The sequence below is a fragment of the Taklimakanibacter deserti genome, from assembly GCA_003574785.1.
This window is the reverse complement of record QORU01000006.1, coordinates 175,669-194,608: the sequence shown is the minus strand read 5'-3', so window position 1 is coordinate 194,608 and position 18,940 is coordinate 175,669. Positions and strand designations below refer to the sequence as shown.

The 18,940-nt window shown below is 63.0% G+C and carries 23 protein-coding genes; 9 read left to right on the top strand and 14 right to left on the bottom strand.

Going from position 1 to position 18,940, the window contains the following annotated elements; translation table 11 throughout:
- The first annotated feature begins 1 nt into the window (after window position 1).
- Window positions 2-514 (top strand): winged helix-turn-helix transcriptional regulator, encoded by a 513-nt coding sequence (locus DS839_RS14285; protein ID WP_119271023.1) that lies wholly within the window; start codon window positions 2-4, stop codon window positions 512-514.
- Here DS839_RS14285 and DS839_RS14280 read toward each other — a convergent pair whose 3' ends face one another.
- The 8 genes from DS839_RS14280 to DS839_RS14245 form a co-directional block, all read right to left on the bottom strand.
- Window positions 515-2,041, bottom strand: coding sequence for an MFS transporter (locus DS839_RS14280; RefSeq protein ID WP_119271022.1), 1,527 nt, complete (start codon window positions 2,039-2,041; stop codon window positions 515-517).
- A 42-nt stretch (window positions 2,042-2,083) separates the two neighbouring features.
- Window positions 2,084-2,875 carry an SDR family NAD(P)-dependent oxidoreductase gene (locus tag DS839_RS14275; protein WP_119271021.1) on the bottom strand — a complete coding sequence of 264 codons (792 nt, stop codon included), beginning with the start codon at window positions 2,873-2,875 and terminating at the stop codon, window positions 2,084-2,086.
- Between the two features lie 24 nt (window positions 2,876-2,899).
- On the bottom strand, window positions 2,900-3,256 hold the full coding sequence (locus tag DS839_RS14270; RefSeq protein ID WP_119271020.1) for a DUF1428 domain-containing protein: 357 nt from the start codon (window positions 3,254-3,256) through the stop codon (window positions 2,900-2,902).
- 28 nt (window positions 3,257-3,284) lie between these two features.
- On the bottom strand, window positions 3,285-4,541 hold the full coding sequence (locus tag DS839_RS14265) for an RNA polymerase sigma factor (protein ID WP_119271019.1): 1,257 nt from the start codon (window positions 4,539-4,541) through the stop codon (window positions 3,285-3,287).
- Window positions 4,542-4,649: 108 nt separating this feature from the next.
- Entirely contained in the window at window positions 4,650-5,069 is a 420-nt protein-coding gene (locus DS839_RS14260; RefSeq protein WP_119271018.1) for a YciI family protein, read from the bottom strand.
- 10 nt (window positions 5,070-5,079) lie between these two features.
- Window positions 5,080-5,520: a VOC family protein gene (locus DS839_RS14255; RefSeq protein WP_119271017.1), complete on the bottom strand. Its 441-nt coding sequence runs from the start codon at window positions 5,518-5,520 to the stop codon at window positions 5,080-5,082.
- Between the two features lie 36 nt (window positions 5,521-5,556).
- Entirely contained in the window at window positions 5,557-5,970 is a 414-nt protein-coding gene (locus tag DS839_RS14250) for a YciI family protein (RefSeq protein WP_119271016.1), read from the bottom strand.
- A gap of 138 nt (window positions 5,971-6,108) precedes the next feature.
- A complete protein-coding gene (locus DS839_RS14245) occupies window positions 6,109-6,792 on the bottom strand; it encodes a DUF899 domain-containing protein (protein ID WP_119271015.1) in 684 nt (227 codons plus the stop codon).
- Window positions 6,793-6,930: 138 nt separating this feature from the next.
- Between DS839_RS14245 and DS839_RS14240 the strand changes: the two genes are divergently transcribed.
- Window positions 6,931-7,377, top strand: a complete 447-nt coding sequence (locus DS839_RS14240; RefSeq protein ID WP_119271014.1) for a MarR family winged helix-turn-helix transcriptional regulator — start codon at window positions 6,931-6,933, stop codon at window positions 7,375-7,377.
- A gap of 1 nt (window position 7,378) precedes the next feature.
- Here DS839_RS14240 and DS839_RS14235 read toward each other — a convergent pair whose 3' ends face one another.
- From DS839_RS14235 to DS839_RS14220, 4 genes are read right to left on the bottom strand one after another with little or no spacing between them, the layout of a single operon-like run.
- Window positions 7,379-8,122: a DUF899 domain-containing protein gene (locus DS839_RS14235; RefSeq protein ID WP_119271013.1), complete on the bottom strand. Its 744-nt coding sequence runs from the start codon at window positions 8,120-8,122 to the stop codon at window positions 7,379-7,381.
- A gap of 26 nt (window positions 8,123-8,148) precedes the next feature.
- Window positions 8,149-8,625 carry an SRPBCC domain-containing protein gene (locus tag DS839_RS14230; protein ID WP_119271012.1) on the bottom strand — a complete coding sequence of 159 codons (477 nt, stop codon included), beginning with the start codon at window positions 8,623-8,625 and terminating at the stop codon, window positions 8,149-8,151.
- Window positions 8,622-9,101: an SRPBCC domain-containing protein gene (locus DS839_RS14225; protein ID WP_119271011.1), complete on the bottom strand. Its 480-nt coding sequence runs from the start codon at window positions 9,099-9,101 to the stop codon at window positions 8,622-8,624. Before DS839_RS14225 ends, DS839_RS14230 begins: the two co-directional genes overlap by 4 nt.
- Window positions 9,085-9,435 carry an ArsR/SmtB family transcription factor gene (locus tag DS839_RS14220; RefSeq protein ID WP_119271010.1) on the bottom strand — a complete coding sequence of 117 codons (351 nt, stop codon included), beginning with the start codon at window positions 9,433-9,435 and terminating at the stop codon, window positions 9,085-9,087. Before DS839_RS14220 ends, DS839_RS14225 begins: the two co-directional genes overlap by 17 nt.
- A 94-nt stretch (window positions 9,436-9,529) precedes the next feature.
- Here DS839_RS14220 and DS839_RS14215 point away from each other — a divergent pair, with 94 nt between their 5' ends.
- Window positions 9,530-9,877 carry a VOC family protein gene (locus DS839_RS14215; protein ID WP_119271009.1) on the top strand — a complete coding sequence of 116 codons (348 nt, stop codon included), beginning with the start codon at window positions 9,530-9,532 and terminating at the stop codon, window positions 9,875-9,877.
- A gap of 112 nt (window positions 9,878-9,989) precedes the next feature.
- Here the strand turns inward: DS839_RS14215 and DS839_RS14210 are convergent, their stop codons facing one another.
- A complete protein-coding gene (locus tag DS839_RS14210) occupies window positions 9,990-10,286 on the bottom strand; it encodes a putative quinol monooxygenase (RefSeq protein WP_119271008.1) in 297 nt (98 codons plus the stop codon).
- Window positions 10,287-10,448: 162 nt separating this feature from the next.
- Here DS839_RS14210 and DS839_RS14205 point away from each other — a divergent pair, with 162 nt between their 5' ends.
- The gene (locus tag DS839_RS14205) at window positions 10,449-11,087 is read left to right on the top strand and encodes a TetR/AcrR family transcriptional regulator (RefSeq protein WP_119271007.1); all 639 of its coding nucleotides are present in this window, start codon (window positions 10,449-10,451) and stop codon (window positions 11,085-11,087) included.
- Window positions 11,088-11,109: 22 nt separating this feature from the next.
- Window positions 11,110-11,430, top strand: coding sequence for a response regulator transcription factor (locus DS839_RS14200; RefSeq protein WP_162918522.1), 321 nt, complete (start codon window positions 11,110-11,112; stop codon window positions 11,428-11,430).
- A gap of 1 nt (window position 11,431) precedes the next feature.
- On the opposite strand, the gene DS839_RS14195 is transcribed toward DS839_RS14200, so the two are convergent.
- A complete protein-coding gene (locus tag DS839_RS14195; RefSeq protein WP_119271005.1) occupies window positions 11,432-11,920 on the bottom strand; it encodes a CGNR zinc finger domain-containing protein in 489 nt (162 codons plus the stop codon).
- A 49-nt stretch (window positions 11,921-11,969) separates the two neighbouring features.
- Between DS839_RS14195 and DS839_RS14190 the strand changes: the two genes are divergently transcribed.
- The 4 genes from DS839_RS14190 to DS839_RS14175 all read left to right on the top strand — a co-directional run bounded on the left by DS839_RS14190 (window position 11,970) and on the right by DS839_RS14175 (window position 18,939).
- Window positions 11,970-12,986 carry a branched-chain amino acid ABC transporter permease gene (locus DS839_RS14190; protein ID WP_119271004.1) on the top strand — a complete coding sequence of 339 codons (1,017 nt, stop codon included), beginning with the start codon at window positions 11,970-11,972 and terminating at the stop codon, window positions 12,984-12,986.
- A gap of 9 nt (window positions 12,987-12,995) precedes the next feature.
- Entirely contained in the window at window positions 12,996-13,466 is a 471-nt protein-coding gene (locus tag DS839_RS14185) for a hypothetical protein (RefSeq protein ID WP_119271003.1), read from the top strand.
- 122 nt (window positions 13,467-13,588) lie between these two features.
- Window positions 13,589-18,346 carry an NAD-glutamate dehydrogenase gene (locus DS839_RS14180; RefSeq protein WP_162918521.1) on the top strand — a complete coding sequence of 1,586 codons (4,758 nt, stop codon included), beginning with the start codon at window positions 13,589-13,591 and terminating at the stop codon, window positions 18,344-18,346.
- Window positions 18,343-18,939: a cation efflux transmembrane domain-containing protein gene (locus tag DS839_RS14175; RefSeq protein ID WP_368911636.1), complete on the top strand. Its 597-nt coding sequence runs from the start codon at window positions 18,343-18,345 to the stop codon at window positions 18,937-18,939. The genes DS839_RS14180 and DS839_RS14175 overlap by 4 nt, the downstream gene beginning before the upstream one ends.
- Window position 18,940 lies beyond the last annotated feature (1 nt).

The window sequence follows — 18,940 nt, the reverse complement described above, 5'->3', positions numbered from 1 at the left end:
CATGCACGACGCGCATCGGTCGGGTTGCCCCATCAATCTCACTCTCGAGGTGCTGGGCGACAGATGGAGCCTCATCATCATCAGGGACATCGTCTTCGGCAACAAACGGCACTTCCGCGAATTGCTCACCCAGTCGATGGAAGGCATCGCCTCCAACATCCTCGCCGACCGGCTCAAGAAGCTGTTGGAGGAAGGCATACTGTCGAAGACGGATGATCCGAGCCACAAGCAGAAGGCGCTCTACAGCCTCACCGAGAAGGGCATCGACCTCGTGCCGGTGCTGGCGCAAATGGCAGTTTGGGGCCGCAAATACATGCCGGTCAGCGAAGAGCTGTCGATCCGGGCGCAGGTTCTTGAAGAGGGCGGTCCGGCCCTGTGGCGGGATTTCGCTGAGGAGTTGCGTGAGCTGCATCTGGGAAAGCCTCCCGCCAAAAAACGCCGCGGCCCGTCGGTGACGGAGCGATTGCAGAGGGCCTATGAGGAAGTGGTCGCCCGCAAGAAGGCCGCATCATGATCAGTGCGCGACGGGCTCGACCCGCCGCAGCATGAGAATGGCGAGTACGGCCGCTGCCGCCGCGATCGCCGCGCTGATGACCGCGGTCGTCGCCAGGGCGCCGGTGAAGGCGAGACGCGCGCTCGCCAACAAGGTGGCTCCGATCTCGGCCGGCAAATCTTTCGCCACGGCGACGGCGCCGCCCAAAGTGCCAAGCGCCGCTTCAGCCGCATCGGGCGGTGTGTCCAAAGGGATCGCCGCGCTCATCGCGCCCCGATAGATCGCGGTCATGATGCTGCCGAGGAGCGCAATGCCGAGCGCGCCGCCGACCTCGGCACTGGTCTCGGAAATGGCGGCGGCGGCACCGGCGCGTTCCGGCGGCGCCGAGGTCACGACGAAGTCGGTCGCCAAAGTGAAGACGGGCGCCAGGCCGAGCGACAGGATGACGAAGCCCGACATCACCACGGCAAGCCCATAGGAGCTGCCGACGAGCGACAACAGGAGGCAGGCGACCGCTGCGACGGCAAGCCCGCCCGCCATCACATAGGCCGGATGCAGCTTGCGCACGAAGCGCGGGGCGAGCATCGAGCTCAGCATGAAGGCGAGGCCGGAGGGTGCCGTCCATAGGCCGGCTTCGAGCGGTCCCATGCCGAGGACGAGCTGCAGATATTGCGAGATGAACAGGAAGAAGCCGAAAGCGACGAGCACGCCCAGCATATAGACGGTAAGCGAGGCGCTGAAGGCGGGACGGCGGAAGAGCGTGAGGTCGATCAGGGGATCGGTGAGCTGCCGCTGGCGCCGCGCGAAGACATAAGCCAGGACGATGCCGACCAGCACCGACAGCAGCGGTCGCCAGCCCACGCCATATTCGGCGACCTGCTTCAGCCCATAGATCACGGCCAGCACCGCCAGGAGCGAGAGCGCCGCGCTCACGATGTCGAGCCGGGTCGCCGCCGGATCGCGGAATTCCGGCAGCAGGATCGGCGCCAGGACGAGCAGCAGGATCATGATCGGCACATTGACCAGGAAGACCGAGCCCCACCAGAAATGCTCGAGCAGAAGCCCGCCGAAGAGCGGGCCGACGGCGCCGCCGACAGAATAGCTCGCCACCCAGATGCCGATCGCGGTGGTGCGCTCCGTCGGATCATGGAACATGTTGCGAATGAGCGAAAGCGTCGATGGGGCGAGGGTGGCGCCGGCCACGCCCAACACCGCGCGCGCTACGATCAGCATCGCGGCGCTGGTCGAAAAGGCGGCGAAGACCGAGGCCGCACCGAAGGCCAAGGCGCCGATCATCAGCAATTTGCGCCGGCCGATGCGGTCGCCGAGATTGCCCATGATGATGAGCGAGCCGGCGACGAAGAAGCCGTAGATGTCGATGATCCACAGGAGCTGCGAAGCGCTCGGCTTCAGCTCTTCGCTCAATTGCGGCACCGCGAGATTGAGGACCATGAGATCCATCGAATAGATCACGCAAGGCAGTGCGATCACCGCGAGGCCGATCCACTCGCGGGTGCCGGCCTTGCCTGGCGCTTCAGAGCTCGTCATGTTCCTACCTTGTCATGATGCGGTGGCAACATCTGTCAGCAGCTAGTCGAGCAGCGCCCCGCAAGTGAGATTGGCGATCGTGCCGGTCATGGCGCCGGCCTTGTCGGAGGCCATGAAAGCGGCCGTCGCCGCCACTTCGTCCAGCGTCGGATAGCGCTTGAGCAAGGTCCCGGCCGGCGCCTCGAACATCTCCTTGACCGTCACCCCCGCTTGGTCCGCCGCCGGTTTGAACACCGCCGCGGCATGCGATCCGAAGCTCAGCGCTTCCGGTACCGCATGTGGCCTCAGGCAAATGACGCGGATGCCCGAAGGCGCCAATTCGCAAGCGAGGAGCCGCGAAAAGCCTTCGATCGCGGCGCAGGCAACCCCGAAGCCGATATAGCCGACACCCGGCAGGTTTCCGCCCGGCGTCGAGAGCGTCAGGATGACTCCCGATTTGCGCTTGGCCATGTGCCAGGCCACCGCCTTGGCGGTGATGAAATGCGCCTGAGCATAGGCGATGATAGGAAAGGCGTAATCGTCGAGCGCCAGATCGGCGAAGGGCGTGCCCTGGACATGGAACAGGCCGATGGCATTGAGCGCGATGTCGATGCCGCCGGTCTTGGCCGCGACCAGGTCGGCATGCGCCTTGATCGCCTCCTCATCGAGGGCGTCGATCTCGGTGACCTCGACCTCGCCGCCCTGGCTCGATATGTCGGCCGCGACCTTGGCGAGCTTGCTCAAGGTCCGTCCGGCGAGAAAGACACGAGCGCCTTCCCGGGCAAAGGCGCGCGCCACTGCGCCGCCAATGGCTCCTCCGCCGCCATAGACGATGGCGGTTTTGTTCGCGAGCATGAATAACTCCGTTGTTCCTGTGCTTCAGGCCTCGACTATGACCTTGAAGCCGCCATAGATCATGCGCTTGGCATCGAAAGGCATCTTCTTGATATCCATGCCGCCGAAGCGCGGATCTGCCATGACCTTCTTGTTGATGCGGTCGCGATCGGCCCGCGATTTGTAGGTAATCCAGGCGAAGATCACGGTCTCGCCCGGCTTCTGTTTGACGGCGCGCGGAAACGACGTGATTTTGCCCATGGGCACGTCATCGGCGACGCATTCCTTGTAATCGAGCGCGCCATGCTCGCGCCACACCTTGCAGCCGAGCTTGGCCAGCTTCTTGTACTCGTTGAGCTTCTTCTTGGGGACGGCAACGAGAAAACCATCGACATAGGCCATGTTCATTCTCCTGTGGTTTGGAAAGTTGCTATTGGCGGCAGGCCGCAGCGCGCTCGAGAAGCAAGGATTTCTCGCGGGCATTCTGCGTCAGGCTGGCGGCGCGGCGGAATTCCGCTTCGGCCTCGGCGAGGCGGCCGAGCTTGAACAGGAAATCGCCCCTGACGCTCGGCAGCAAATGATAGGTCTTGAGCGCATCCTCGCCGATGAGCGCATCCACCAGATCGAGCCCGGCCTGCGGACCCGCGACCATCGAATGCGCGACGGCGCGGTTGAGGTCCACGACCGGCGATCCCTCGAGCGCCGCGAGCGCATCGTAGAGCGAAGCGATCCGCGCCCAGTCGGTCTGGGTGGCTTCCCGTGCGCGCGCATGGCAGGCGGCGATCGCCGCCTGGAGCCCATAGCGGCCGAGCGCTGGTGAAAGCGCCTCGGCGCGCGCCAGTGCGGCAAGCCCGCGGCGGATGAGGAGCTGGTCCCACAAGGCGCGGTTCTGGTCGAGAAGCAGGATCGGCTCGCCCGAGGGTCCGGTCCGCGCCTCGATGCGCGAGGCCTGGATCTCCATCAGCGCCGTCAGGCCGAAGACTTCCGATTCCTCCGGCATCAGTCCGCACAAAATGCGGGCGAGCCGCAAGGCCTCCTCGCAGAGCTGCGGGCGCATCCAGTCGTCGCCCCCTGTCGCCGAATAGCCCTCGTTGAAGGTGAGATAGATGACTTCGAGGACCGAGGCGAGCCGTTGGGTGAGCTCGGGCCCGCGTGGAATCTCGAAGGGGACGTGCTTCTCCGCCAAAGTGCGCTTGGCGCGCACGATGCGCTGCGCGATCGTGGGCTCGGACTGCAGAAAGCCGCGGGCGATCTCCTCGGTGGTGAGCCCTGAAATGAGCCGCAAGGTGAGCGCGGTGCGCGCATCGGTCGACAGCACCGGATGGCAGGAGACGAAGATCAGCCGCAAGAGGTCGTCGCCCATCGGATCGTCGAGCGCGTCCTCCAGAGCCTCCCATGCGATTTCCTGCTCGGCATCGCGCTCGCGTCCGATCTCCACATGCTTGCCCTGGGCGAGCTTCGCCTTGCGGGCCTTGTCGATGGCGCGGTTCTTGGCCGCCGTCATCAGCCAGGCGCCGGGCTTTTCCGGAATACCCATCCGCGGCCATTGCTCGAGGGCCGAGAGCAAGGCGTCCTGGGCCAGTTCCTCGGCCAGGCTCAGATCGCGCGTGAAGCGGGCGAGGCCGGCGATGAGCTTCGCCTGCTCGATCCGCCAGATGGCGTCGATCGCGTGATGGACCTCGGACATGATGTCCGATCACACCACCTTCGCTCATCTGCCGCAAGGCCATGGCCGGCATGGATTTCCTCAAGAGTGAAGGTCCGCGGCATGTTTCGTGCCGCGGACCGGTTTCCGTTACGTCTTCTTGGCCAGCTCCGCCATGAGGCGCTCTTCCTGGGCGCGCAGCTCCGGCGTGAAGGCCTCGCCGAAATCCTCCGCCTCGAAGACGGGGCGGATTTCGAGCACGTCGCCGTCCAGCATCGGGCAGCGCCTGGCCCAGTCGAGGGCTTCGTCCATCGACTTCACCCTCCAGATCCAGAAGCCGGCAATGAGCTCCTTGGTCTCGGCGAAAGGACCGTCGATCACGCGCGGCGCCTTGCCGGTGAACTGCACCCGCTTGCCCTTGGACGAGGGATGCAGGCCTTCGCCCGCCAGCATGATGCCGGCCTTGACCAGTTCCTCGTTGAAGTTGCCCATCGCGGCCAGGAGCTCGGTCGAGGGCATGACGCCCGCTTCCGTATCCTCGTTCGCCTTTACAAACACCAAAACTTTCATGCTCGTGTCCTCACGGTGTCTCGGGCGCCACGACCATCCAGCTCACGCCGAATTTGTCGGCGAGCACGCCGAAGCTTGTTGCAAAGAAGGTCTTGATCAGCGGCTGCTGGACCTGTCCGCCGGTGGCGAGGCCGTCGAAGATCCGCTTGGCTTCGGCGTCGTCCTTGGCCTGGATGGCGAGCGATACGCCGGCGAAACTGGTCTTGCCGGAGCAGAAGCCATCGGAGGCCATGATCAGCGAATCGCCGATCTTGAACTCCGAATGCATGATCTTCTCACCCGTATTGGCGGGCGGCGCACCCTTGTCGCCGCAGCCCTGGTCAGAGGCCTCCATGGGCGGCGCATCCTTGAAGCGCATCTTGACGTTCACCTGGGCGCCCACCGCCTTGGTGTAGAAATCGAGCGCCTCTTCGGCACGGCCCTCGAAAGACAGATAGGGTTGAACACGCATGGTCTTACTCCTCTCCTTGGTTGATAATCGGGGTACTCACTGCTTTGCTGCCGCAACCCCCATGTCGCGGAATCTCTCGATCGCTTCGCCCGGGGTGAAATCCTCAAGCTCGAATAGTTGGCGGATTTCGATCTCACAGTCCTCGTCATGCGGATTGGGGAAGCGGCGGGCCCATTCGAGGGCCTCCTCGCGCGACTTCACCTGGATGAGGGTGTAGCCGGCGATCAATTCCTTGGTCTCGGCGAAGGGCCCGTCGATGACGCGGCGCCTGCCGCCTTCATATCTGATGCGCCAGCCCTTGGCGGAAGGATGGAGGCCATTGGCGTCGAGCAGTACGCCCGCTCTGGCGAGCTCCTGGTGATAGTCGGCCATGGCGGCGAGCATGTCCTCTCTGGGCATCACGCCCGCTTCCGAATTCGTCGAAGCCTTGACGATGATCATGAATCTCATGGGTTTTCTCCTGTTCCTGCGCTGTCGAGCCCAACGGCTGCATGAACGACGACGAAGCAGGCACGGCAAAATCGACAGGCGCAGAAAAATTTTTGAGAAATTTCTCTGCCCTAACGGCAGGGGTGAAAGTCCTAAGTCTTAGGCGCCTTGCCGTCCGAGCGGCGTCAGATCGAGATAATGCAGCACCGGGACCAAAGGTTCGACGCCGCGGGCATAGGTCGAATAGGTGTGGAAGACCGCATCGCCCTCACGCAGGAACACGCTGACGCCATGCTGCTCGCCATCGGCAAACCACGGCTCGCCATTGGCCAGATGCTCGGCGCGCGGGCGATAATTGTATTCGGCGGGCGTCACCGTCTCGTCCGAGGTGACATGGAAATCATAGTTGAAGTCGCTGCCGAAGGACGAATAGAGCGGAATGTCCCAGCCCTGGAGCCGGCGATAGGCGTCGAGCTTGGCCTGAGGGGCCCGGCCGATGACGGCGAGCGATGTGTCATGCTCATGCAGTCCCTCGAGGTCGGGGAGGTCTTTGACGAAGCCGGTGCAGCCGGGACAAGCCTTCTCCCAGGCGGGGTCGAACATGAAATGATAGACGATGAGCTGGCGGCCGCCCTGGAACAGGTCGATGAGCTTCACCTGGCCCTCAGGCCCTTCGAAGACATAATCCTTGTCGATCCGTACCATCGGCAACTGGCGCCGCGCTTCGCTCAGCGCGTCGCGCTCGCGCGTCAACCGCTTTTCCTGTTCGAGAAGCGCCTTGCGGGCGATGAGCCAATCGTGGCGTGAGGCGGTTTTGGGCAATGTGGGGGATGTCTCAGGCATGGCAATACTCCCTTGTTCCCGGTTAATGGGCTGACGCCCTTCAGGGCCAAGCTTTCCACTTACATATGCAGCGAAACGTCCCGGATCCGCGCATGACGACAGTCTTGACAAATGGGTTGATATCAACATAATTAGCGCATGTCAAATCGAAAAATCCTTCCCTTCGAGGCCACGCATCACGTGCGCGATCATTGCCTGTGTCTCGCCGTGCAAAGGACGGCGCGGGCGCTGGCGCGCCGCTTCGACGATGCGATGCGCTCCATCGATCTGACACACGGGCAATTCTCGCTGCTGATGAGCCTCAACCGGCCGGAACCGCCGAGCATCGGCGCGGTTGCGCAATTCCTGGCGATGGACCGCACGACGCTGACCGCCAATCTCAAGCCGCTCGAGCGCCGCGGCCTCATCAAGGTGACAGTCGACAAAGAGGACCGGCGCAGCCGCCGCCTCACGCTGACGGCGGCGGGCCATGCGCTGCTCATCGAGGCGCTGCCGACCTGGAAGAAGACGCATGCCGAGATCGATAGGCTGCTCGTCGATCAGAAACCCGATCATCTGCGCAAGATCCTCGCTCTCCTGTCCTGAATTAGCTGACGGCGCAGCAGTTTCCCGCTTTGCCCTCAGTCTCATAACGGTCATGCCGCCTCACCCAATCGGTAAGGTCGTGATTGGGCCCGGTCTCGTTACGGCCCTTGGGCGTCAGGTCGAGATAGGCATAGGCGGTCAGTGCTTCCTCGCCGCCGCGGCCATAGGTGGAATAGGTGTGGAAAATCTCGCCTGCATCATTCTTGGTGAAGACGCTGATGCCGGAAAGATCCTCGATCCCCACTTCGGTCATGCGGTAGTTGTAATAGGCCCTTCCGCTCTCGACTTCCTGGCGCGTGAAGGACACGTTGAAGTCATAATTGAAATCGCTGCCGAAGGACGAGACGAAGGGAAAAGTCCAGCCCATGCGGCGGCGATAGGCTTCGATCTCGTCCAAGGGCGCCCGTGCCACGGCGACATAGGCGACGTCGTGATGCTTGAAGTGCTGACGCGCCCCTTCGACCTGGTCGACCTCGAAGGAGCAGCCGACACAGCCTTCGCTCTCGCCCGGCGCCATCATGAAATGCTTGACGATGAGCTGGCTCTTGCCGTCGAAGAGATCGGCGAGGCTGCGCCGGCCCTCGGGTGTTTCGAAGACATAGGCCTTCTCGACCTTGACCCAGGGCAGCTCGCGCCGCTCGGCGTTCAGTTCATCGCGCAGCCGGGTAAAAGCCTTTTCCTTCTTCAGGAACGCCGTCCGGGCTTCAGTCCATTGCTCGCGGGTGACAATCGCGTGATGTTCCATTTTCTGTCTCCTCATACTTACAAAGGTCATGCCGTCCGCAGGCCGGCGACATAGGCGCCGAGCTTGTCGAAGGCTTCGCTCCAGCCGCCTTCATGGCCGTCGCGCTCCTCGAGCGACGGGAAGGGCGACTGCTTGAAGGTCATGCGGGTCTTGCCGCCTTCCTCGGCGAAGGTCACGGTGACCAGATTCTCCTGGCCGCGCTCGCCGTCCTCTTCCCAGGCAAAAGTGAAGACGAGGCGCTGGTTCTCGACGACCTCGCGATAGGTGCCGCGGAACCAGTAATCCTTGCCCTCGGCCGAGCGGATCAAGGCGCGATAGTTTCCGCCTTCGCGCACATCGAGCTTCGCCGACGGCGCGGTAAAACCCTTGGGCCCCATCCAGCGCACCATGTGCTCGGGGCTGGTCCAGGCCTTGTAGACGAGCACCGGCGGCGCATCGAGCACTCGGGTGATGACAAGCTCGAGCTTGCCTTGACGGACGTCGGTATTGTTCGCAGCGATCATGGGCTTTCCTTTCGCAGCGCCTTTTGGCTCAGATAATCGTCGATGAGATCGAAGGCGCTCTGCCAGCCTTCCTCATGGCCGTCGCGGTCGGCGATCGCGTCGAAGATGCCTTGATGGAAGGTGAGCCGCGTTCTGCCGTTCTCTTCGGTGAAGCGCGCGGTGACGAGGGTGGAAGGGCCGAGCGGCCGGCCGGGGAAATCGAAACTGTGCGAGAAGACCAGCCGTTCCGGCGGAACGATGTCGTGAAACACGCCATAGGAGGAGAACGCCATGCCATCGGGCGCCTCAGTATGGATGCGCCAGGCGCCGCCGGGCCTGAGATCGATCTCGCAAGAAAGCGTGCGAAAGCCTTTCGGACCCCACCAATGGATCAGATGGCGAGGATCGGTCCACAGTTCGAAGACGACATCGCGCGGCGCGTTGAACAGGCGATTGATGCGCAATTCGAGGCGAGGGATCTCAGCTTTGCGGGCCATCGCCGCCCCCCTTGGCCTGCAGCATCTTCAGATAGGCATCGAGGCGGTCAAAACTCTGGTCCCAGAACTGCCGGTAATAATCGAGCCAGTCGGCGGCCTCTTTCAGGGCCTGAGGCTCGAGGCGGCGCGGCCGCCACTGTTTCTCGCGGCTCTGCGCGATCATGCCGGCCTGTTCCAGCACCTTGAGATGCTTGGAGATGGCGGGAAGGCTCATCTCGAAAGGCTCGGCCAGTTCGGTGACCGTCGCCTCGCCCAGAGCGAGCCGCGCCAGGATGGCGCGCCGTGTCGGATCGGCAAGGGCGGCGAAAGTATTGCTCAGGCGGTCGACAGACATTGTATTAAACCGAAAAGTTAATTAACATATCGGTTAAATAGTTGATCGGACCGCGCCTGTCAATAGGATCGTCCGCAGATCGATGGGGGTAGTCATGAGTGTCAGACGTATCGTGCCCAATCTGGCGACGGCGGATCCCGCTAAAGCAAAAACCTTCTATGGCGATGTGCTCGGCCTCGAACTGGTCATGGATCAGGGCTGGATCATGACCTTCGCCTCATCTCAAAAGATGATGCCGCAGGTGAGCTTCATGAGCGAAGGCGGCTCCGGCACGCCGGTGCCGCAGATCTCCATAGAGGTGGATGATGTCGATGCCGCCTATGCCCGCGTGAAGGCGGCGGGCTTCGAGATCGTCTATGGACCCGCCGACGAGCCCTGGGGCGTGCGGCGCTTCTTTGCGCGCGATCCCTTCGGCACGATCGTCAATATACTGACGCACTGAATAAGAAGCGACGCTAGAGCATCGGCCCGAAAAGTGTGTGCGGTTTTCGGATAAGCCGATGCGTAACAATAAAGAGATAGAGCGCCGGGCCGATTCTGTGAGAACCGGCGCTCTATCGCGGCAGGCCGACTCCGCCCACGGGCTCGGTCGGCGTCGAGCTGTCGAAGCCGGCGATGATCGGCATGGCCTTGGCGATGGCGGCGCGCACCTGAGGCAGCGTCAACGATGCCTTGTGGCTTGATTCATTGTCCCAGACCTCGGTGATCCAGATGACGTCGGCATCGGCGGGATCCCTGGCCACGATATAACTGAGACATCCCGGCATCGAGTCGATACCGTTAAGCAGGATGGCCAGCAAATCGTCGCGCTTGCCGGGCTTTGCCCGCATCTTTCCGATCAGTCCGTACATGGGTGGCGGCTCCTTTTCTGAAATGATGCGTGGTTCGCAGGACACTGTCGAGATGGGTCAGGCTTGATGCCCTATTTAAAAACAAACGCTTGTTTGTTTCCTGGAGCATGATAATCTCCTCCGAAAGAACAGGTCGAACGACCGGATATAAAGGGAGGAATGATGTCGCGGACCCGCGGATCGGTCGGCGCCGAGACTGAAAAAGCCATTCGCAAGGCCGCCATCGAGCTCATCGCCAAACACGGCTTCGAAGCCATGACCTTGCGCGATCTCGCCGACCATGTCGGCCTGCAGCCCGGATCGATCTATCGCTATATCGCCACCAAGGACCAGCTGCTCGCCGATATCATGGCCGAGCATATGGAAGCCTTGCTCGTCGCCTGGCGCAAGGCGGACGATCCGCAAGCGGGCCCGCTGGCCAGGCTCGAGAACTTCGTCGAATTCCACATCCGCTACCATTTCGAGCGCCAGAAGGAAGTGCTCATCGCCAATCTGGAATTGCGCAGCCTGACGCCCGATGAGCGCCGCGCCACAGTGGCCTTGCGCAAGGCTTATGAGAACGAGCTGCGCCAAATCCTCGATGCCGGCATCGCCAAGCATCTCTTTCCGGCGATCGACAGCGGCATCGCCACTTACGCGATCCTCTCGATGCTCACCGGCGTGTGCTTCTGGTACAGCCCGAAGGGCCGGCTTGGCGCCGATGACATCATCGCCATCCACAAGCGCCTGGTGCTCGGCAGCCTCAATGGCGCGCCGCGTGGCGAAGCGAAAGTCATTGCTTTGGCGAGGGGACGCAGCTGACATGAAAAGGGAGGAGGCCATCATGGACCACACATTTGCGGAGGCGCATCCCGTGCCCATCGCGCTCGAGGGATTGCAGTCGGTGCCGCGGCTCAGCCGGATGATGGGAGAGATCAGAACCTATGGCTACCGGCCGACGCCGGCGAAGCTCACCGGGCAGCAATTGCTCATCGCCCAGCTCACGGCGCTCGGCCTCGCCAACAAGGAGATCGCCTATCTCGCGGATATTTCCGAGACCACGGTCAAGGCCCATATCAGCGCCGCCTTGCGCAGCCTGAATCTCAAGCGGCGCACCCAGCTCTGCCGCTATATTTTCGAAGGCGGACTGCTCGCGGAAGATTGAGTCAGCCCGAGGCCACGCGCTTCTTCGCGTGATAATGGCGCCTGGCCTTGGTGCGGCTGCTGCAGGTTAAGGTGCACCAGCGCTTGTTGGCATTGCGCGTGCTATCGAAGAACAGCCAGCCGCAATTGCCGCAGATCCGCACCCGGCTCCTCTCGGGCGAGAAGGCCAGCGCCATCGCCGCATGCAGGATCGTCGTGAGGAAGGGATCGTCATCGGCCTTGAGCGCCTCAGCATAGAGCGAGACGAGATCGGGCCAGCCGGCGCCGATGCGGAAATAGCCATCGATCGCTTCCCTGACCTTCACGCATCGATCGACATCGGCGCGCGGCAAAGCCAGCCCCGCATAGGCCGCCCAGCCTTTGAGATTCTCCAGCGACCGGCCGCGATCCTCTTCGGCCGCCTGGCCGCGCCACACCACCATATTGGCAAAATCCAATGCTGGATTGCGGTTGATGAAATGATGATCGTGCCAGTGGAAGTGGGTGGTCATCGTTCCAATTGACAGGGAGAAGCCATAACGTCATTCTTACTAGCAAACCATGGTTAGCCCGTCAAAATGGATTGTTCCCGGCCTTGCCGGACTAGGGGCATTCCTCTTCCTCTCCGAGCCTGCTCTCGCCCAGAGCGCGATCAGGGCGACGGGCTATGTCATCCAGCAAACGGTGAATGCGAGCCTCGTCGGCGCCCTCTACAGTCTGCTCGCCGTCGCCTATGCGCTGCTCCACGGCATCACCAACCGCATCGTTCTCTCCTTCGGCGACATGGCGACCTTCGGCGCCTTCGCCGCGATCTATGCCATGATGTTCATGCTCGCCGCCAACTGGCAGATGGGCCTCGCTATCGCCGCGGTGTTCCTGATCGCGGCGGTCTCGGCGGCGGCGCTCGGCGCCGTGCTGCAGATGGGCGTCTTCAATCCTCTGGTGCGCTCGCCCACCCAAGCGATCATGATCGCCTCCATCGGCGTCTCGATCACGCTGCAGGAGAGCTTGCGCATCCAGTCGGCTGGGCGCGAGCAATGGCTGTCGCCGATCTTCGCCGACTCGGTCGTCAACATCGATTTCGACGGCTTCGTCGTCCATGTCACCGGCATGCATTGCCTCATCCTGGGGATCAGCGCTTTTCTGTTGACCGGGCTCACCTTGGTTCTCGCCAAGAGCGAGGCGGGGCGGCTGTGGCGCGCCTGCTCGCAGAATCTCGCTTTGGCCCAGCTCTGCGGCATCGACACCGATCGCGTGCTCACCTGGACCGGCGTGGCGGCGGCCGCCTTCGCGGCGGCTTCCGGCTGGATCATCGCCATCGGCTATGGCGGGGTCAGCTTCTATATGGGGCTGGTGCTCGGCCTCAAGGCGCTGTTCGCGACGATCATCGGCGGCTTCGGCACGATCGGCGGCGCCATCGTCGGCGGCTTCCTGCTCGCCGCCATTGAAACCGTGTGGACCGCCTATTTTCCGATCGTCTATCGCGATGTGGCGGTATTCCTGATCGTCATATTGATCTTCATCATCAAACCGGATGGGCTGTTGGGCGTCGGCTTGCGGCGCGACAGCGAAGCGTGAGGTAATGCCATGATGCTGCGCAAAATCATTCTCTTGACCTTGGCCCTTTTTCTCACCGCCTGCGGCGAGGACGAGAACGCCCCCTATCTCTCCTTTGCCGGCGGCGGCTTCGTCTTCAACTACCGCAATGCCGAGGCCTTCTACGGCTTCATCGCCAAGCCGCTCCGGACGCTGCCGGAAGGTTCCGTGATCGAGGCCCAATTCGAAGTGCCGGGCAAGCCCGAACCCGCCGTCGAGCAGGAAAAGGTCGTCCAGGGCCGGGTACAATACAGTTTCAAATCACCCCTCTTGACCGGCATAGAGGCCAAGCGCGACTACAAGGCGGTGATGCGGCTGATCGACGCCCAGGGCAAGGAAGTTGCCCGCTATGAACGGAATTTTCACACCGACGTCGACCAGGCGAGCCTGCCGAACCAGCCTCTGGTGGTCGGACCGGGCTATCAGAAGAATCCCGAACTCAAGCCCGGGACACTCAATTAAAATGTTAGTTGGGTGTGATTAAGTGTCCGCCCTAATCCTGTAGCTCTTCTGTCGCAATGCTTCTAAACAGTGGGCCAAAGCCGGGCCGACCGGCTAGCCCGATTGCTGATGGGAGTTTCGCGATGTCGCCGCATGATCCTCTGGTCACTTTGATCAAAACGGCGGAGGGGAAAGCAAAGGGCGAGCGGGAAAAGCTCTTGACGCGCCAGCTCCTGGAAAAGGCGCCGCCGGAAGACCTCCAGGGCTATTCCGCCTCAGACCTGCATGAACTGGTGAGCGGCCGGCTCAGCTTCCTCAACGAGCGCAAGCCCGGCCGCAGCAAGGTCGCCGTGACCAATCCCGAAGCGCCCTTCGGTGACGTTACGGTCATCGACATCGTCAATGACGACATGCCGTTCCTGGTCGATTCGACCATCGGCCTCCTGACCGATCGCGGCCATGACGTCAGGCTCGCTCTCCACCCGGTCCTGTCGGTGAAGCGCGACGGCACGGGCAAGCTCACGGGACTCGAAGCCAAGCCCAGTCCCGATTCCAACGCGATCCGCGAAAGCTTCCTCCATATCCATCTGTCGCGCATCACGCCCGAGGAGGCGAAGACGCTCGAGGACGACCTCAAGGGCGTCTTCGACGATGTGCGCGTCGCCGTTCTCGACTGGCGCGCCATGCAGCAGCGCCTGCGCGAAGCGATCGCCGCCTATCAGAAGAATCCACCGCCCATCCCGATCGAGGAACTGACCGAATCGATCGCCTTCCTGCAGTGGCTGCTCGACAACCATTTCACCTTCCTCGGGATGCGCGAGTACAAATTCGTCGGCGGCGCCAAGAAGGGCGCGCTTGAGCCGATCGCCGACTCAGGCCTCGGCATCCTGCGCAAGGCCGAGATCGAGGTGCTGAGGCGCGGCAACGAGCTGGTCGCCATCTCGCCGCAGATCCGCGAATTCCTGATGCAGCCTGCGGCGCTCGTCATCACCAAGTCGGATGTGCGCGCCACCGTGCACCGCCGCTCGGCCATGGATTATGTCGGGGTCAAGTTGTTCGACGCCGAAGGCACGCTCTCCGGCGAATTGCGCGCCATCGGCCTCTTCACCTCATCGGCCTATACGCAGAATCCCAACGAGATCCCGCTCTTGCGCAAGAAGCTGCAGCGCGTGGTCGCGGCCTCGGGCTTCGCGCCCTCGGGCCACTCCGGCAAGGCACTGGCCGCCGTCCTCGAAGGCTTCCCGCGCGATGAATTGTTCCAGATCGATACCGATGTGCTGGCCGCGATGGCGCAAGGCATATTGCGCCTCGAGGAGCGGCCGCGCACGAGACTTTTCGTCCGGCGCGACAAGTTCGACCGCTTCGTCTCGGCCTTCGTGTTCATCCCGCGCGACCGCTTCGATTCCGATGTGCGCCGCAAGGTCGGCGATCTGCTGGCCGAGAGCTTCGACGGCCGGGTGGCGAGCTTTGCACCGTCCTTCGGTGAAGGCGCCCTGGTGCGCGTCCATTTCATCATCCTCCGCAACGCGAGCAAGGAGCCCAAGCCCGATCTTGCAGAGCTCGAGCAGCGCATCGTCGAGGCGGTGCGCAACTGGGACGACCGGCTGGAAAGCGCGCTCATCGCCAAGGGCTCAGGCCAGGCACTGATCACGCGCTGGCGCGGCGCCTTCCCGCCCGGATATCGCGATTCGACCGACCCGCAAGCGTCGCTCAAGGATATCGAGGAGATCGACGCGCTGTCGGGCGATCAGATCGGCGTCGAATTCATCAAGGTGGCCGGAGACGGGCGTAATGAGTTCCATTCGCGCCTCTATCACCAGGGCGAGGCCATAGCGCTTGGCCGAAGATTGCCCATTCTCGAAAATCTCGGCCTCCAGGCGATCTCGGAAACCACTCATATCCTGGCGACCGGCTCGGGCACCGGCCGCGCCGTCATCCATGACGTGCTGCTGCAGGCGCCGGCCAATGCCGCGATCGGCGCCGCTACGTTTGCCAATCTCGAAGCGGCCTTCCTCGCCGTCTGGACGGGGCAGGCCGAGAACGATGCCTTCAACGGGCTCACTTTGCGCGAAGGCATCGTCTGGCGCGATGTGTCGCTCCTGCGAGCGCTCGGCCGCTATATCCGCCAGTCGGCCGCGTCCTTCTCCTCGGACTATGTGGCCCAGACGCTGGTGAAATATCCGGCGATCGCGCGCCAGCTCGTCACCTTGTTCTATGCGCTGTTCGATCCCAAGGCGCAGAGCGAGAAGGACGCCGAGACGGCGCTGGCCAGGATCGAGAAGGCGCTCATCGATGTCTACAATCTCGATGAAGACCGCATCATCCGTCGCTATGTGAATCTGATCTCGGCGCTGCTGCGCACGAACTTCTTCCAGCCGGCGAAGGACGACGGCGAGCCGCCGCTGATCAATTTCAAGATCAACTCCAAGCTGGTGGACGGCCTGCCGGAGCCCAAACCCTTTGCCGAGATCTTCGTCTATGCGCCCGATGTCGAAGCCGTTCATCTGCGCGCCGGCCATATTGCGAGGGGCGGCATCCGCTGGTCGGACCGGCCGGAGGATTTCCGCACCGAGGTGCTGGGCCTCGCCAAGGCCCAGAATGTGAAGAATGCAGTGATCGTGCCGGTCGGCGCCAAAGGCGGCTTCGTGCCCAAGAGGCTGAAGATCGGCGACAGCCGCGAGGCCATCCAGGCGGAAGGGGTCAGGGCCTATACGCGCTTCATCTCGAGCCTGCTCGACATCACCGACAATCTGAAGGACGACAAGGTCGTGCCGCCTTCGGACACGGTGCGGCGCGACGGCGATGATCCCTATCTGGTCGTCGCCGCCGACAAGGGCACGGCGACCTTTTCCGATACCGCCAACGGCATTGCCCGCCGCCATGGCTTCTGGCTCGACGATGCTTTCGCTTCCGGCGGCTCGGCCGGCTATGACCATAAGAAGATGGGCATCACCGCGCGGGGCGCCTGGGAGGCCGTGAAGCGGCATTTCCGCGAGATCGATGTCGACATCCAGACGACGCCCTTCACGGTGATCGGCGTCGGCGACATGTCGGGCGATGTGTTCGGCAACGGCATGCTCTTGTCGCGCCAGATCAGGCTCCTCGCCGCCTTCGACCATCGCGACATCTTCATCGATCCCGATCCGGACCCCGAGACCTCCTTCACGGAGCGCGAGAGGCTCTTCGCTTTGCCGCGCTCGAGCTGGCAGGACTATGACAAGTCGCGCTTGAGCAAGGGCGGCGGCGTGTTCCCGCGGTCGCTCAAGGCCATCCCGCTGACACCGGAGATCAAGGCCCTGACCGGCCTTCGCGCCGACAAGGCGACGCCTCAAGAGCTCATGCATGCGCTGCTCCAGGTGCCCGCCGACCTTTTGTGGTTCGGCGGCATCGGCACCTATGTGAAGGCGTCGAACGAAAGCCAGGCCGATGCCGGCGACCGCGCTAATGACGTGCTGCGCGTCGATGCCAATGAGCTCAAGGTCAAGGTCATCGGCGAGGGGGCCAATCTCGGCGTCACGCAAAGGGGGCGGATCGAGTTCGCCCTCAATGGCGGGCGGATCAACACCGATGCGGTCGACAATTCCGCCGGCGTCAATTCCTCCGACATCGAGGTCAATATCAAGATCGGCCTGTCGCGCGCGGAAGCGGCGAAAAAGCTGACGCGCGAGGACCGCAACACGCTCCTCGCCGACATGACCGATGACGTGGCAGCGCTCGTGCTGCGCAACAACTATCTGCAGACCTTGTGCCTGTCGCTCGCTCTCGAGCAGGGCACGACGGAAAACTCCTATGCCATCCAGCTCATGCAGCAGCTCGAGAAATCGGGCGAGCTCGACCGCAAGATCGAGTATCTGCCGAGCGACTCGCAGATCATCGAGCGCGACCTCAAGGGCGGCGGGCTGACGCGCCCCGAGCTTGCGGTGATCATGGCCTATGCGAAGATCTCGCTGCATGGCGAGATCCTGGCCAGCGGCGTGCCCGACGATCCTTATCTGTCGCGCGAGCTCAAGCGCTATTTCCCCAAAGCCATGCAAGAGCGCTTCGCCGACGACATCGAGCATCACAAGCTCAGGCGCGAGATCATCGCCACCATGCTCGCCAACAGCATGATCAATCGCGGCGGACCGAGCTTCATCGCCTATATCATGGGCGAGACCAGTGCGGCGCCCGCCGACATCGCCTCGGCCTTCGCGGCGGCGCGCGACTCCTACGATTTCCTCGCCCTCAACACGGCGATCGACGCGCTCGATGCGAAGATCCCCGGCACGCTCCAGAACAAGCTCTATGCCGGGCTGCAGCTCCTGCTGCGCTGGACGACGGTGTGGTTCCTGCGCCATGAGAAGCTTGACCAGGGCTTGCAGCAGCTCATCGGCAAATATCGCGACGGTCTCGCCAAGGTCGAGGCCGTGCTGGCGAAAACCGTGCCTGCGGCCGATCTCAAGGAAATGGCGGAGCGGCAGAGCGAGCTCGAGAAACTGGGCGTGCCGGCCGAGCTCGCCCGCAAGCTCGCGAGCCACCGCTTCCTGCAGCGGGCCCTCGATGTCGTGAAGATTGCCGAGAAGAGCGGCGCCAGCATCGAGACGGTGGCTAAAGTGATGTTCGCGACCGCCTCCGACCTCGGTGTCGAAAGGCTGATCGAGGAAGGCAATGCGCTCCGAGCACGTGATCTTCTGGAACGGCAGGCGATCAACCGGCTCCGGGCCCAGGTCTTCGAGAACCATCGCGGCATCGTCGCCCGCATCGTCAAGGACGAGATGGACTGGGCGCAATGGCGCGACAAGAACCAGGCCCGCGCCAATGCCGTCATCGAGAATATGGAGACGATCCTGGCGAGCAAGCCGTTCGACATCGCGCGCTATGCGGTGGCCCAAGGCACGCTGGCGGATCTCGCGATCAGGTGACGCCGAATCCCGGCGATCGCGATTTGCGCCGGGCCGTTCGTCTGGTCGCTCTACTCAATCTCGCTTATTTCGGGATCGAGTTTGCGGTAGCGCTGGCCATCGGGTCGGTGTCGCTCTTCGCCGACAGTGTCGATTTCGTCGAAGACACGTCGATCAACCTTCTGATCCTCATGGCGCTCGGCTGGTCGGCCCGCAGCCGCGCCAGGGTCGGGATGGCGCTGGCCGGCATCTTGCTGGTTCCCGGCCTCGCAACCTTGTGGACGGCGTGGGACAAGTTCGTGACACCGGTGCCGCCCGATGCCTTTGCGCTGTCGCTGACCGGTCTAGGCGCGCTCGCGGTCAATCTCACTTGCGCTCTGTTGCTGACCCGGTTCCGGCGCCACAGCGGCAGCCTGACCAGAGCGGCCTTTCTTTCGGCGCGCAATGACGCGGTGGCGAATGTCGCGATCATCGGCGCCGGTCTCGTCACGGCCTATAGTTTGTCCGTCTGGCCTGATCTGATCGTCGGCCTCGGCATCGCCGCCATGAATGCCGACGCAGCGCGCGAAGTCTGGCAAGCCGCCCGCGAGGAGCATCGCACGGCGGAAGCCTGAG